Annotated in this window: 11 protein-coding genes and 2 pseudogenes; 8 read left to right on the plus strand and 5 right to left on the minus strand. The window is 60.4% G+C overall.

The features are described from left to right. Positions 1–54 precede the first annotated feature (54 nt). Both I6F38_RS25855 and I6F38_RS25860 read left to right on the plus strand, forming a co-directional pair. Positions 55–1,029 carry a tripartite tricarboxylate transporter substrate binding protein gene (locus I6F38_RS25855; protein ID WP_038373620.1) on the plus strand — a complete coding sequence of 325 codons (975 nt, stop codon included), beginning with the start codon at positions 55–57 and terminating at the stop codon, positions 1,027–1,029. Positions 1,030–1,069: 40 nt separating this feature from the next. Beyond that, the gene (locus I6F38_RS25860; RefSeq protein WP_225162324.1) at positions 1,070–1,780 is read left to right on the plus strand and encodes a substrate-binding domain-containing protein; all 711 of its coding nucleotides are present in this window, start codon (positions 1,070–1,072) and stop codon (positions 1,778–1,780) included. A 954-nt stretch (positions 1,781–2,734) separates the two neighbouring features. Here the strand turns inward: I6F38_RS25860 and I6F38_RS25865 are convergent. Beyond that, on the minus strand, positions 2,735–2,953 hold the full coding sequence (locus I6F38_RS25865; RefSeq protein ID WP_038386995.1) for a hypothetical protein: 219 nt from the start codon (positions 2,951–2,953) through the stop codon (positions 2,735–2,737). 604 nt (positions 2,954–3,557) lie between these two features. Between I6F38_RS25865 and I6F38_RS25870 the strand changes: the two are divergent. The 3 genes and pseudogenes from I6F38_RS25870 to I6F38_RS25880 form a co-directional block, all read left to right on the plus strand. Beyond that, positions 3,558–3,880, plus strand: a pseudogene (locus I6F38_RS25870) (ISNCY family transposase); the annotation flags it as partial. Positions 3,881–4,834: 954 nt separating this feature from the next. Beyond that, complete coding sequence (locus I6F38_RS25875) at positions 4,835–5,059, plus strand: hypothetical protein (RefSeq protein WP_016840991.1); 225 nt, start codon at positions 4,835–4,837, stop codon at positions 5,057–5,059. A 162-nt stretch (positions 5,060–5,221) separates the two neighbouring features. Beyond that, positions 5,222–5,509, plus strand: coding sequence for a hypothetical protein (locus I6F38_RS25880; protein ID WP_016840992.1), 288 nt, complete (start codon positions 5,222–5,224; stop codon positions 5,507–5,509). An 891-nt stretch (positions 5,510–6,400) separates the two neighbouring features. Here the strand turns inward: I6F38_RS25880 and I6F38_RS25885 are convergent. Further along, a complete protein-coding gene (locus I6F38_RS25885) occupies positions 6,401–6,766 on the minus strand; it encodes a PRC-barrel domain-containing protein (protein ID WP_038373630.1) in 366 nt (121 codons plus the stop codon). A gap of 93 nt (positions 6,767–6,859) precedes the next feature. Here I6F38_RS25885 and I6F38_RS25890 point away from each other — a divergent pair, with 93 nt between their 5' ends. The 3 genes and pseudogenes from I6F38_RS25890 to I6F38_RS25900 all read left to right on the plus strand — a co-directional run bounded on the left by I6F38_RS25890 (position 6,860) and on the right by I6F38_RS25900 (position 9,081). After that, positions 6,860–7,144 carry a hypothetical protein gene (locus I6F38_RS25890; RefSeq protein WP_016840994.1) on the plus strand — a complete coding sequence of 95 codons (285 nt, stop codon included), beginning with the start codon at positions 6,860–6,862 and terminating at the stop codon, positions 7,142–7,144. Between the two features lie 567 nt (positions 7,145–7,711). Further along, a pseudogene (locus I6F38_RS25895) lies at positions 7,712–7,876 on the plus strand (DUF3606 domain-containing protein); the annotation flags it as partial. Between the two features lie 1,025 nt (positions 7,877–8,901). Further along, positions 8,902–9,081, plus strand: a complete 180-nt coding sequence (locus I6F38_RS25900) for a hypothetical protein (protein WP_225162325.1) — start codon at positions 8,902–8,904, stop codon at positions 9,079–9,081. Between the two features lie 171 nt (positions 9,082–9,252). Here the strand turns inward: I6F38_RS25900 and I6F38_RS25905 are convergent, their stop codons facing one another. From I6F38_RS25905 to I6F38_RS25915, 3 genes are read right to left on the minus strand one after another with little or no spacing between them, the layout of a single operon-like run. Beyond that, complete coding sequence (locus I6F38_RS25905; RefSeq protein WP_016840997.1) at positions 9,253–10,503, minus strand: adenylate/guanylate cyclase domain-containing protein; 1,251 nt, start codon at positions 10,501–10,503, stop codon at positions 9,253–9,255. Next, entirely contained in the window at positions 10,500–10,889 is a 390-nt protein-coding gene (locus tag I6F38_RS25910; protein WP_016840998.1) for a response regulator, read from the minus strand. Before I6F38_RS25910 ends, I6F38_RS25905 begins: the two co-directional genes overlap by 4 nt. Next, complete coding sequence (locus I6F38_RS25915) at positions 10,886–14,503, minus strand: GAF domain-containing protein (RefSeq protein WP_075969073.1); 3,618 nt, start codon at positions 14,501–14,503, stop codon at positions 10,886–10,888. Before I6F38_RS25915 ends, I6F38_RS25910 begins: the two co-directional genes overlap by 4 nt. Positions 14,504–14,537: the final 34 nt, after the last annotated feature.

Raw genomic sequence — 14,537 nt, forward strand, 5'->3', positions numbered from 1 at the left:
GTTGCAGCTAGACTTCTGATCAAGAAACAAGACTAAAGTTGGGGGATTCCGTCAATGGCAGGCTTGCGGTACGCCTTGGTGTTCGTCGCGGCGTTGCTGACCGTGTCCATGTCAGGCTCATATGCTGACGCCGAAGACTATCCCGCACGGCCGGGCAGGATCATCGTTCCCTTCGGTCCCGGCGGTCCGGCCGACGTCGCCGCGCGGCAGATCGGCGGCATCTTGCAGGAAAGCCTCGGCCAGCCCTTCGTGGTGGAGAACCGCACCGGCGCCGGCGGCGTGATCGGCACGCTCGAGGTCGCCAAGGCACCGGCCGACGGCTACACCCTCTTGATGATGTCGAACACCCAGACCGCGAACGAATCGCTGGTGCCGCAGCGCAAATATGAACTGATGCGCGACCTGACGCCGATCGCGTCGTTGAATACCTCGGATCTCGTGATCGTGGTCCACCCCGCCGTGCAGGCCAAGACCTTGCAGGAATTCATCGCCCTCGCAAAGGTCCAGCCCGGAAAGCTGAACTATGCCTCGTCAGGTCAGGGCACGCCGTATCACATGGCGGGCGAGCTGTTCAAAGCCATGGCCGGGATCGACGTCGTGCACGTGCCCTACCGCAATAGCGGCGAAGCCCGCGGCGGCGTCATCGGCGGCCAGGTCCAGATGATGATCGATGCCGTTCCCGCGATGGCGCCGAATGTCGCCGAAAACCAGGTGCGAGCGCTCGCAACGACCGGCAAGACCCGTTCGACGGTGCTGCCCAACGTTCCGACGGTGACCGAGGCGGGCGTGTCCGGCTATGAGGCAACGATCTGGCTCGGCCTGATGGCCCCGGCGGGCACGCCGAAGCCGATCGTCGACAAGCTCAACGCGGCTGTGAACGCGGCGATCAGGCGGCCGGAGGTCGAGAAGCTCTGGGCCGCGCAGGGCGCGGCGCCGATGATCATGACGCCGGAGGCATTCGACGCATTCCTACGCGCCGATATCGTGAAGTGGGCAGACGTCGTCAAGAGATTGGACAAGCTCAAATAGGCACGCGGCGGCGAGTCCACGGGCGAAGGGAACATGGCGCATGAAGACGTTGAACATCCTGAGTGGCGGGGCGGCGCAAGGCCTGGTGCGCAGCCTTGAGCCCGCGTTTGAAGCCGAAACCGGCCTCGGCATTGCCGGCGATTTTGGCGCGGTCGGCGCCATGGCCGACAGATTGCGCGCCGGCGTACCGACCGACATCGTCATCCTGACCGCCGCTCTGATCGCGAAGCTTGCCGACGAAGGGCTGGTTTTGCGCAGCTCGATCACGGACATCGGCCGGGTTGAAACCGCCCTCTCCGTTCGGGCCGGCGATCCGTTGGTCAGCGCCGACGACGCGGCCAGCCTGCGCGCGGCATTGCTCGCCGCTGACGCGATCTTCGTGCCGGATACCAAGGCATCGACCGCCGGAATTCATGTCGCCAAGCTGCTCGCACAAATAGATATCGCTGATGTCATCGCCGACCGATTGAGAGTTTTTCCAAACGGCGCGACCGCCATGCGATATCTGGCCGAGTCCAATGACCGGCGGCCGATCGGCTGCACGCAATCGACCGAGATCAACAGCACCAAAGGCGTCATTCTGTCCGGCCCCTTGCCGCCAGGATGCGGGCTCGCCACCATGTACACCGCTGCCATCCCCGCACATGTATCGTCGGCATCGCCGGCGCAACGCCTGATCGCGTTGCTTACGTCGTCGGAAACATCTGAACGCCGCAGCCAGGCTGGCTTTATTTCTGGCTTGACGTCCTAGATGAGCCAGACCACCTAAAGTGTGATGAAAATGTTCAACCGTTATCGCAAGGTCTTCCTGCCGCCACGATAGCAACGTGCATCGGGCTTGCTTGTCCGCTGGAACCGAACCTTTTTATCATAGGTGAATTACCCACGGGGGCTTCGCGAAATGTGAGGCACACTATGACAAATCTGTCGGCTGGCGACGTGTTTCTCACCGTCGCTATCATGAGTGTCGCTTTCCTGACCGAAGTCGCTCTCTTCTCCCTGGTCGGGCTGTTCTGAAATAAACGCGCGCACTGGCACGGCGCAGCCGATGCGACGGCGTGTCCTTCTGTCGGCTCGACAACAAGACCCAACGTTCAAGTCTTTGGGGGAGTTCCGGCGATCACTCACAGGAACTCGCTCAGACGGGGGAACCAACTTTGAATTTGCCCGGTTATTTGATGGGGTCGATGCGAAGGACCATCGCCATGAGGATCGATCATCTCGTTGCAATTGCGATAGCCATTTGTACCGCTGGTGCCGGATTGGCGGCGGCGCATTCCGTCGCCTTACCACTCGAAAAGCAGTCCGCGCCGACCGCTGCTGAATTGGCAACCCGAATAGCCGCGTCCGTGGATGCGTTCGTGCCTGGGTCCGGCGGGTAAACAGCCTCCACTCAAGTGCGTCTAACGCCGTCCGCCACCCGTATTCGTCCGGATGGAAGTGTGCTGGCACCACAGCACACTCGCAGTGTTCATCGAGCTCATATTTGCATTCGCCCGGCCATCTCAACTAGTAGCCGAGCTTTTGCATAGAGCCGAGTTCTTTTGCGCTATATCAATGATAGGCCAGCCAAGCGGGCTATAGATGAGCCGCATCCGAAAACCTGACTGTTCAAGGGTTACGGGACTCAGGCTCTAGCACTCCGAGCCCTGTTTCGTCCGAGGAGGCTCGTATGCCCGTAAGCAGCCACGTAGATGATTTGCGTTCAGCCGTGCACTACGCACTGGAAACGACCCATGCCATAGCAGTATGTCCCTTCCATCTGGATATCGTGGTCCGTGTCGGCGATGATGCGGCTGAAAACCACGCCTTTGCTCGCGCCAGAAAGCTGATCAAGTGCGATGGCACGACTTGGGAGGGAGAAGCTCTCCGGCAGGAATTCCGACGCCAACTCGGCAAAGCCGCTGATCGGTACTGTCCTCACTGCGCTCTCTCGGGTGATCCATAGCTTTAGGCCATATCATTGCTCGTCCGAGCACCGACTAGACTGACCGTCTTACCTGATCGCGGTAACGCTAGGCGTCGGTGACTGAGAGACCGAGAGCGCTCCCGCCTGCACAAGCGAAGGAGCGCGGTCCATGGCCGATCAGCGAGTCATTAATTGCATATACACTTCTCAACAGCGAGACAAGCGATCGTTGATGAGGCCGTAAAGGCCTCTGCCAAATCTATCCGGTTGCTCAAAAGAAAACCCGGCCCGGACACGTTCATCGATCGCAAGACGCAGGAGCCCTTCCCGGAAAAGGAAAGCAGATATGGCGAAGGGACGCAGTGCCAAGGGCCAACATCATGACACGCGCGTCGAGCGAGCGCATGCCAGGTTGCGCCGGTTGAGTGTCAAATTGAAGCTGGCGAAGCCGCCTGAGAAGAATCGTAAGACCGTATGTCCGCCTCTGCCGATGAGGTGGCTCGCCCTACACTGCGCGTCCGAGGGTTGCTCGGGCGGACCGAGCCGATCCTCCGAGCGGAGCGACATTGTTGATCTTGCAGGTCTCGACCCGGTCGCGTTGCTGCACGATATCCGCGCCGCAAGCGTACGAACCGCCTAGAAGGACGGAGCTATGCGACCGACGGATCGGCCAATCGTCAAAGCGAAAAGAGGCCGGCGCCGTCCCGCCCCGCTCATCAGGGCAACGCCGGATCTGCGAAAATGGTTTGATGTGGAGCCCTGGCGGACTGGCAGCGAACTGCTCTCCCCGTTGCAGGTGGAATATCCTGGAGCCTATCCGAACAAGCTTCTTCGAACGCTTCAACGTCGGCTTAAATCCCGGCGCAGCGAGCAAGCGAACGCGTTACTGTTCGTTCCTACGGAGAAAACGCCGCCGGGTATGAGGTCACAACACCCCAATGATGTGCCAGTGCCAGCGGAGGAGGCCGGGCGCTCCGAAACCCCGGCCATCTCCGCACCCGGCCTCCTCCTAAACCCAAGCCGGGAGCAAAATAAATGAGGCAACCGACCGCACTCGGGAGCATCGATATGTGAGGCAATACGGAGTCTCACCCTGATCGCCGCCGCGCACCCTACCAGGCCCACATGTCGCTGGGGCCGCTTCTTACAAAAACACCAGCGCTCTAGCCCGCACTGGTGCCGTAGTTGCGGAGACGTGTAGCGTGCTCGCCCCGTGCTGCAAGTTTCCGAAACCTGGCCTGCGCAAGGCAATGCGCCATTCGTTCTACGCGGGAGCTTAAATCGGCCATGCATACCTATTCTCCGGTAATGCCCATTAGCCGAAAGCCGCTCGAAATCCCGCCCGAGGTCGCTAGGCAATTTGCCGCGAAAATGCAGGCGTTCCACGTTGAGTAGAGTCCGCTCCAGCGTGACGAGATGGCGGCCAACACGCGGCACCTGCTCCTAGAGCACATGCCGTCCCAATGCAGAGGCGACGCCATTTCAAGAAAACTCGGTCTCTTGTGAGCGATTGGTCGATGAGGCGAAGAGCCTCCGAGAGGAAGTCAAAGCCATGCCTCCGGGGTCAGATCGTGAGACGCTACTGCGCAAGGCCCGGAGGAGACGGCGGCGCACATGACCGAGTAGATAACGTCGCCCGGACTACGGCAGCCAAGTTGAGGCAATTACCTGAAACATTCCGGCCGGTAGGAACGTTCCCGCCGCCATCTTCGGTTTATGTAATCCGCCAGAGCGGAGCACGGTCCCGGCCGTGACCCTCAGACAGCACGAACGGGACCGCGTTTACTTCGCCGGGGTGCACCTCATTGCCCCCAGCCTCATGCCCGCCCGAAATTCTCCGGGATTGCAGCAGTACGTGTGACAGCTAGGATTGACCGCCTGGGCTGAGGGCTGATCGTGTCGAAGGAACGGCAGGCGAAGGAAGCCGCGCAGATATTCCGGCTCTTGAGAGCCTTTCGCTCGATCCGGGATCGGGCAGTACGACGGCATGTGATCGAAGCCGTCGAGGCGATGGCGGATCGCCGCGAGGCTCCCGACGACAAGGCCGACACGGTGAACATCGCGGACAACCAAGATCGAGCCACCATCCGGCCAGAACGCGGCCATGAAGGCGAACAATGATCGCGATGTCGGCAGCGGCGAGGCAGCGCGATCTCGGCCTGGTTGACCCCTATCCCCAAGGTCGAGATCGCGCCTTCGTACGCCCGAATCAGTCGTCGTACCATTCACTGGAATTCCCCGCGTGTTCTTTGCGTCGTTCGAGGCTGAAACGGCGGTGGCGGCATGAGTATGTTTCTTGTTTTCGGACATGCCTTCAACGCGTCCATTGAGCCGAAGATCGTGCATCTTCTGCACGATCGCGAGGCCTTTAAGAAGGGATACGTGGCTGGGTTTGAGGAGGCAGCTGCTGCCGGATTCAATGCCGTGGATAAATTGCCGGTCGTGCTCGATGACATGCTGATCAGAACAACCTTCCAAGTGCTGGAAGAAAAGTTCAATCGATCAAACGACACATCGGAGCGGCGTAAAATCGTCGCCGAAATACTAAATCTGGCGGAGTTGGCAAAATGATCGCCCCCGACATCGAATTGCGCGCCCTCTTGCTGCCCGAATCGGAACCGCTCATGGCGCGGCCGGAAACTCACATTTCGGCATGTCCTGACGGCCCGGCCTACCCCAGAGCTACCCCAAGGCCGGGCCGCTTTTTTCGAATTTTCAGCAGGAATATTGCAGCGCATCGGGGCGCACGACTTCGCCCGTAGGTCTCCACCGATCACATCCCATCTCAGAGCTAATGTTGCCGTGGAGCGCAACCGGCCAACAGTGGTGTCGGGGTGGACCATTTCCGCTATTCAACGACTTAGGGAATACGCCAGCGCGGAGCGCGGTCCCTGATGCTTCTTCCGCCAGCCCCGGATACAAGGGACCGCGTACTTCACGCCGGTTTGCGGGAACGGCTTGCTATGATCCAAACAATTTTGGCAATCTACGGCTTCACCACATTGCTCACGCTCTCTCTCTGGTCTTGTGGGATGAGTTGGATATTCCGAGCGACGATCGAGCATTGTTGCCGCGTCCGGCATGACCTTTGTCACTACCGGTGTCTCTCACACATAGCTGTCTATCAGGCGCGACCACGGGCCGCGGCTCGGACCTTGCTCGCGGGCGGCCTCGGTCACTTCCCAGACTACCAGATCGGGGTCGCTTTAAGACGTTTGCATTGGCATCATATTTAGTGGATAGCCATGTCGCGCTTGAGGTCGACCAAAGCGGCGACTCCACCAGGATAGCTCACCATTATCTTTAGTGCAGCGACTTCAAAATTTACCGCCGCCCCGCCCACGTCTTGAGGACGGCAGCCCAGCGTGATTCCTCAATCGGAAGTTCAATATGTTAACGGGGCTGCCCTCCGAAACTGGAGGGCATCCGATTTCATGGCGGCCTTGTTGTGCGCGGCCTTGCCTAAGGAGCGGGTATTCCCCGGTAATAGTCGTCGACCGAGCGAGCCACCGCAGGATCCGACCAATTCCAGCTGCGCTCGTCGCTGTATTTCGGCGCGCTGCTCAGCCGGTCTTCAGTAATGCCCGTTGCGTAGCCGCCGAGGCCAGTGTCGAACTTCAGTGAGTGCCAAGGCAGCGGATAGTGGTCGTCGCCGATCCCGAGAAAGCCGCCGAATCCCAAAACAGCGTACGCGACTTTCCCGCTCACTTTGTCGATCATGACCCGTTCGATCGAACCGATACGCGATCGGTCGGAGCCGTACACCGCAGTCCCTTCGACCTTGTCACTTCCTATAAGACTTCCCGTTTCTCGTTCTTCGTATGCCATGTCATCGCTCCATTTGATTCCAGTTCAACTGCCCCTGCTATCGGCTGTTCCTAGCGATGAGCAAATGCTGACTGGAAATTTAGGCAATCGAAAATGGATGACGTTCGCGGTTACCATGCCGTCACAGAAGGAACCTCCGCGACCGAAATTGGTTTTGCTCTCATGAGTGAGCTCCTGCCAGTCCTCGTAGAAAAGTCGATCCAAATCGCCTGGGACTTCCTCGAGCGCTCCGGCGAGATCATAGATCCTGGCGACGCGAGCCGCTTCCTTCTCAGAAACATCGATGACATGGCGCGGGCTGGTGAGCGTCGGCCGCTGATGCTCGCGAACAACGCCATTGACGCTTACCGGCGCTACAAGCGTCTGCTCGCGGCATGATCAACCCCAATTGTCCGATCTGCGGCGGCCTCGGCTGGGTTTGCGAAAACCATCCGCACTTGGCGTGGACGACAAACCGGCATGGATGCCAGTGTGGCGCGGGTATGAGATGCGCGTGCAACGGCTCCGACGACATTAATCAGGGTGTGGAGGAGCCCAATGTGAGTGGGGTGCTCGAGGAGATCCCGCCCACCAAAAACTAGCGCCGCGCGGTCTTCTTGCGACGATTGTAGGGTGAGCGGTTGACCGGCCGCAGCGAGATGCCCTCTCGCTGCGCTTGCTAGCGATCGAGCCTTTCGGTCTCTCCATCTTGAGACTGATGACACCTGTCGGGGTGTTCGCCCTTGCCAGCGCTCGAAGCCCGTTGACTTCCTTGTCGGTCCAGGGCTGACGCGAACGGCGCTTGTACTTGGGGTTGGCTTTTCTTGGCCCCTTTTTGCCGATGGGTGAACCCGGTCGTTTCCATGCTGCCTTTGCCATGTCGTCACCTCCTGATCGAATGAACACACGAATTTGGCCGACAGTTCCTAGTTAGGAACGGAGCGCCCAAGCCGGAGTTGTTCGAGAATGGAGAGCCTTACGCAAAAAGATCAGTTCGAGCGCTCAAAGATCAATCTGCATGCGCCCGACCAAATGAAATGCTGGGCTCATGCGCTCGGTGTCTCGAAGGAAGAGCTTCGTAAGGCGGTCGATAAAGTCCGGAATTCTGCGGCGGCCGTCCGCAAGGAGCTGGAGGCGAGCTATGACGAAAGAGCAAGAAGTCAGCTTTGTGCACGCGAAGCGCGAAGACAGGCCGCTCTTCTTCCGCCCGGCCCGATCAGAGACGCGCTGCTGGAGAAGGCTCACCAGTACGAATTGGCCTCAAAGACTGATTTGCATCGCAATGCCAAAGAACCGCCCTTGGGATCCCGCTGAAGACGATACTCTGCAAAAGCTCATCGCGGAGGGCCGTTACGCTGTCGACATTGCCGTTGAGATGAACCGCAGCGAAGCCGCGGTGCGGCTCAGAGCTAAGGTTCTTGGTCTAACGTTCGCCACCGCGCCGCGGGGCCCGAGGCCAAGGTAACGCGGCGTCCGATAAGGATCGCCCCGGCCGAACGCTGGGACGACCCGTACGCCGGCTACTTGGACCTGACGAGCCACCCGATTTCATTCCGGTGCTGGACCCTGTCGTCTGACCAGGAGCATATCCCGATGCGCCGGGGCTGCCAGACTTCGAGCCCTTTGCCTGCATTTCCTGTCCGGGCGCATAACCTGAGGCGCCGGGGCTACCCTTCTTGGAGCCCCTGTCCTGCATCTCGTGGCCGGGAGATTTGCTCGAAACGCCTTGCGCGAACAAGGCGGTGCTCGAAGCCATAAGGCAGGCGGCAGAAAGTGCGATAATTGTGCGCTTCATTTTGTCCTCCAGAATGAGCCCCGGCAACCAACCGCGCGACGAACGACGTTCCATGAATATGGCTCATCAGATTCCAATAGACCCCAGAGGGGTCTAGGCAGCGCCGAAGCGCGGCATCGATGAACCGTAGGTGAATGCACCGTTCAGCGAGCATTGCAATGCGCGACTGATAGTCTGCTGGGTTAGCGCTCAAAACGGGAGGACCATCTTATGAAAAGGCTCTTGGCAATCGCAGTTATCGGTTGTGCTTTTTCGCTTACGCCCATGCTGTCGGCATCGGCCATGCCGATGGCAACGCCACATGCAATGGGTAGCACCGCGGGTGAAGTCATTCAGGTCAGAGGCGGCCACGGACACGGGAATGGACACGGTTGGGGTCATCATGGCGGTCGCGGCCATCACTACGGTTGGGGACGCGGCCATCATTATGGCTGGTACCGGGGCCATCACTACGGTTGGCGCCATCATCACCGCCACTGGTGGTGACTGCTTAAATCAAAGAGAGAGGTCGCAAAGTCTGCGGCCTCTCTTTATCGACTGATCGCTGTCGCCTCACGCGCCGGCCGCCCATAGCCTCATCCGGATTCATTGCCCGAGTGGCATAGGCCTGCCCGATCGGATTCGCCCATCGGGAATAATGGAATACGGACGAGCCCTTCTCCGTATGCCTATGCGCACAACAAGCACCACTTAACAGCGAGCAGTCCACGACTTAGCCGAGTTGCATACGGGCGCCCCTCCCTCCGTTGAGTAGCCGCTTGAGGTGAAAGCCAGCAAGGGGGTCATCGGCATGCACTCCGACCAGCGCGGCGAAGGCCGGCATGGCCGAAGTGTCCTCGGCCTCGAGCTTGGCAAAGGCCCGGGCGTATTGCGCGGTCGCCGGCGCCTCGAATTCCGCCGGGGCGAGCGGTTCATAGGCGCGCAACGGTTCGCTGCGCCCGCGCAGCAGGAGGTCGCCGACCGGCCGCCCCTTGAAGTCTGCCGCTGCATGCGCAACCGCAGCACTAACGCAGACCCGTGTTCCCAAAGTCTTGTTCGCTGTCTCGAGCCGTGCAGCGGTATTGATGGTATCGCCATAGGCGGTGTAATCGAAGAAGCGACTGCCGCCGAAATTGCCAACCAGGGCGGGGCCAGCGTGCACGCCGATCCGTGTGGCCCCGAAATCGACACCCTTTTCCTTCCAGCGTCCGCGGAACACCTCCGCCCATCGATCGATCGCTTGCGCGCAGGCTATAGCGCGGTTCGCGTAGTCGGCCTGCTCGCCGGGCGCGTTGAACAGCACCTGGATCGCATCGCCGATCACCTTGGCCACCGTGCCCTCATGAGCGAAGACGACGTCGGTCAGGCCGCCGACATATTCATTAAGCAGCTCGGCCAGCACTTCGGGCGCGGCGGTTTCGACCAGCGAGGTGAAGCCCGTGATGTCGGTGAAGATGACGGCGACATCACGCCAGTGCACCTGCATGTCGTTACCGTCGCCGCCTGTAGCAAGACGCTTGGCAAGCTCAGGCGAGAAATAGCGGGACAGCGAGGCGTGGGCGCGCTCGGCTTCGACCTGGCGGCGGCGCGCCTCGCGCAGCATGTCGATGTGACGTATCGTTTTCTGAATAGTCGTTTCCAGGTCGGCAAAATCGATCGGCTTGGTAAGGAAATCAAACGCGCCCCGGTTCATCGCCGTGCGGATGTTGCTCATGTCGCCGTAGGCGGAAACGATAATGGTCGACTTCTTTTCCTCGGCCTCCTGTAGTTTCGCCAGCAGCGATAAGCCGTCCATGCGCGGCATGTTGATGTCGGAGACAACCAAGTCGACGTCGGGATGCGCCTCGATCGACTGCAGGGCTTCAAGGCCGTCATGGGCGAAGACGAAACTAACCTGTCCGTCGCGAATCTGCCGGCGGAATTTTTGCAGGACGAGAGCCTCCAGATCCGGCTCGTCGTCGACTACGAGGATGGTAGCGGTCATGCGAGCTGTCCGAGCCTGGCGTCGATCTCCTGGCGAAGCTGCCCGAAGTCGATCGGCTTGGTCAACAGGGCCTCGGCGCCGCGCTCCAGTGCTATCTTGCGGGTTTCCGCGTCGCCATAGGCTGTAATCATGATCACAGGGACGTCGGGCCGTCTGGCTCGCACCTCCGGCAGCATCTCCAGCCCGCTCATTCCGGGCATGTTGATGTCCGACAGGATCAAGATCAGCGAGGGATCCCGGATGTCGGCGGCGCGCTGCAGCGCGGCCGGCGCGGAAGCGGCAAACTCCATCAGAAAGCGGCCGGCGCGCAGCTCGCGCCGAAAATGCTGTCGATACAATGCTTCCACGTCGGGCTCGTCGTCGACGACGAGAATGTAAACACTCAACTCGTGCCTCCGGTATTGTCTTGTACTGCCACCATCCGCGGCAGGGTGATAATGAACTCGGTAAATGCTCCCGGTTCAGTCTCGACGGTTATCCTGCCGCCGTGCTGTTTCACGACAATGTCGTGGCTCATCGAAAGGCCGAGCCCGGTGCCTTCGCCGGCGGGCTTGGTCGTAAAGAAAGGATTGAAGATTTTCGCTTTGACCTCCTCCGGAATCCCGACGCCATTATCCCGGATCCTGATCTCCACTTCATTTGCCAGAGCTCTCGTGGTCGCGCTCAATGTCGGCTCAAAGGCGTCGCCGTGGGCTTCCTTGCGCTTGTAGGCCGCATAGAAGCCGTTGGAGATCAGGTTGAGCAACACCCGCGTAATCTCCTGCGGATAAACCTCCGCCGTTCCGGCGTGTGGGTCGAGGTCGCGTTTGAGCGTGAGGTTAAAGCCGGATTTCTCCGCTCGGGCGCCGTGATAGGCCAAGTTGAGGCTTTCCTCGACAATTGCATTGATGTCGGTCGGACGACGATCGCCCGTCCCCTCGCGCGAATGCAGTAACATGTTCTTGACGATGGAATCGGCGCGTTTGCCGTGCTGGACGACCTTATCGAGGTTGCCCTTCAGCATCTGCGCAAGCTCGTCTACGTCGGTGCGGATCCTGTCATCTAGTTCCGCATTTCCGAGTAGCTCAGTGAGCTCGCCGATCAATTCGGCGGACAGCGCAGAGAAATTGTTGACAAAATTGAGTGGGTTCTTGATCTCGTGCGCGATGCCGGCCGTGAGCTGGCCGAGGGAGGCGAGCTTCTCGGTCTGCACCAGGCGGTCTTGGGCAGCGCGCAATTCATCGAGGGATTTGGCTAGTTCGCGGGTGCGAGCTTGAACCTCCTCGAACAAGCGGACATTGCCGAGGGCAATCACCGCCTGATCGGCAAAGGTCTGCAGGAGCGTGACCTGCTTGTCGCTGAAAGACTGTACCTCGGCACGGCGAAGTACGATCGCACCGATGCTCTCACCTTCGCTTAGCATCGGCACGGCAAGAATGGTACGGCAACCATCCCGTCGTGACATTGCCTGCGCAATAGGAAAGTTGCTGCCCTCATCGGAGAGGACGTCGTGCAAGTGTATCGGGACCCGCTCGGCAATTGCGAGCCCCGACACGGAGGTGCGGTCGTCGATCCATGTCTGAGTGCCCATTCCGATCGGTCCGTGATGCGCACGAACGACCAGATCGCCTCCCTCCTTCAGGACCAGCACCGAATCATAGGCCTCGCAGAGCTCACAGGCGCTTTCCACGATGGTGCGCAGGACCGGCTCAACGTCGGTCGGCGAGGAGGCGATCACCTTGAGGATGTTGGCACTTCCGGTCTGATAGGTTAGGGCCTCGGAGAGATCGCGCGTCTTCGATTGCACTTCTTCGAACAAGCGGACGTTTTCGATGGCAATGACGGCCTGGTCGGCGAAGGTCGAGACGAGTTCGACCTGCTTGTCGGTAAAGGGCTCAACCACCTTGCGGGCCAAAAATAGGACACCGATGGGCTCTCCCGAGCGGAGAAGTGGAACGCCGAGCAGAGCGCGATATCCGGCTGCTTGCTGCATGTCCGGATAGGAGTAATCGGGATCGGCGAGGACGTCGGCGATCTGGACCGCCTTGCGCGCCAGAAGTACCCTTCCGACCAGGCTACCGCGTCCTGGATGGAGACGAACGGCGTCGGCGATCTTCACCCAATCGATCGAGAATTTGTAGTTGGTTACATGGTGGTAGCCGCCGGTTTCATCCTGCCGGGTCATCGCCGCCATGTCGGCGTTGCACAGCTGCGCGGCCGATTCGGTCAAGGTATCGAGCACGGTTTGCAGATCGAATGCCGAGCGGCTGATGACCTTAAGCACGTCGGCGGTCGCGGTCTGCTGTTTCAACGCCTCAGTAAGGCTTCGCGTCTTCGCCTGCACTTGCTCAAACAATTTGACGTTCTCGATCGCGATCACCGCTTGGTCGGCGAACGTCGCTACCAGCTCGATCTGCTTGTCCTCGAAAGACCCCACAGCGAAGCGAAATAGGTTAATGACACCGAAAGCGTGGCCCTCCCGAACGAGCGGGACGCCGAGCGCGGCTCGAAACCCTATGAGTTCTTGTGCTCGAGGGCGATTGAAGTGTGGATCAGCGAGCACGTCCGGTACGCGAACGGGACGCCCATCGAGAATAGTCCGGCCGAAAATCGAGCTGCGGTCTGCTCTCGTCGTGTAGGTCTGGAAGTGATCGACCCATTCGGGTTTGCAGCCATAGGTCGCGGCAAGCCGGTAGTTGCCCTCATCCTCGTAACGGATTGTTCCAATGTCGGCATCGCACAGCCGACACGCTGAGGAGAGCAAGGCATCCAGCACGGTCCGCAGATCGAACGCCGAGCGACTGATCACCTTAAGTACATCGGCGGTCGCGGTCTGCCGCTGCAAGGCCTCGCTCAGCTCATGCGTTCTCGCCCGAACCTGCTCGAACAGGCGTGCGTTCTCGATAGCGATCACTGCCTGGTCGGCGAAGGTTTGCAATAACTGCACGTGGTGATCCACGAACGATCCCGCTTCGAGCCGCGTCACGCTGATCAGACCGATCGGCACACGATTGCTCATCAACGGCGCGAGCAGCATGCTGTGGAAGCCACGCGCCCGAGCGATCTGCTTGATCTGCGAGTCTGGAAGCGCCTCGATATCGCCGATCTGAACCGGCGTGCCAGCTTGTGCGAGCCTGAACGGCTCGAAGCGGGCGACAGGCGTCGGAAATCCGGCCCTCAGCACCTCGTCAGCGGCCGGGCTTGTCGGTGTGAAGGCCGCAAGGTGCGCAATGTCGTCGACGAAGCGAAATACCGCCGTCGAAAAGCCGCCGATCAACCGCTTAGCGCTGCTCGCGATGGCATCGAACACCGGCTGCACGTCGGACGGCGAGGAGGCGATGACCTTCAAGATGTCGGCAGTGGCGGTCTGCCGCTCCAGCGTTTCCCGAGTCTCATTGAACAGGCGCGCATTCTCGAGCGCGATCGCCGCCTGGTCGGCAAAGCTTTGCAGTAGCACGAGCTCATCATCCGAAAACGGTTCGAGCCGGTCGCGATGGACGATTAGAGAGCCGATCGCCTTGCCCCGGTTGCGCAGCGGCGTGCCACACATGGTTCGAGTGCCAGCGGCCCGGGCGTGCGGCAGGCCAGGAAACTCGGCCAGATCGGGATCGAGATTATCGAGATCCGGCACGTGAATCTGCCGGTTTCGTCCGACCACCGCGCCGGGCATGTTTTTGCCGCCGACTTTGATGGCGGTCAGCGGCACCGCCGCGCGGATGAGCCGGGCGCTCGCGCCGTACCGGTAGGCCTTGCCCCACTCGCCGTTCTCGGCGAGCTGGATCGAGACGCTGGAGGCGCCGATCAGCCGCGCGGTGGTCTCAGCGATCTGTTCCAGCGCTCGGTCGGCGTCGCCGGAGGTGCCCGCAATGGTGGCGAGGATGTCGGCGCTAGCCGTCTGGCAATCTCGCGATTGTGCCAGCTCGCGTTGCAGCCGATCGGCCTCCGCGGCGCTCGCCTGCAGCTTCTGTTCGAGCATAGCGATCCTGCATGCAAGATCGGCGTCCTGGGAAAGCCCGGTCATCGATAAATCCATATCGCTCAGCGCCCGCAGGCGC

Origin of the sequence: Bradyrhizobium sp. BRP56, assembly GCF_020194035.1 — a bacterium.
In the GTDB taxonomy this organism is placed as follows: Bacteria; Pseudomonadota; Alphaproteobacteria; order Rhizobiales; family Xanthobacteraceae; genus Bradyrhizobium; species Bradyrhizobium australafricanum.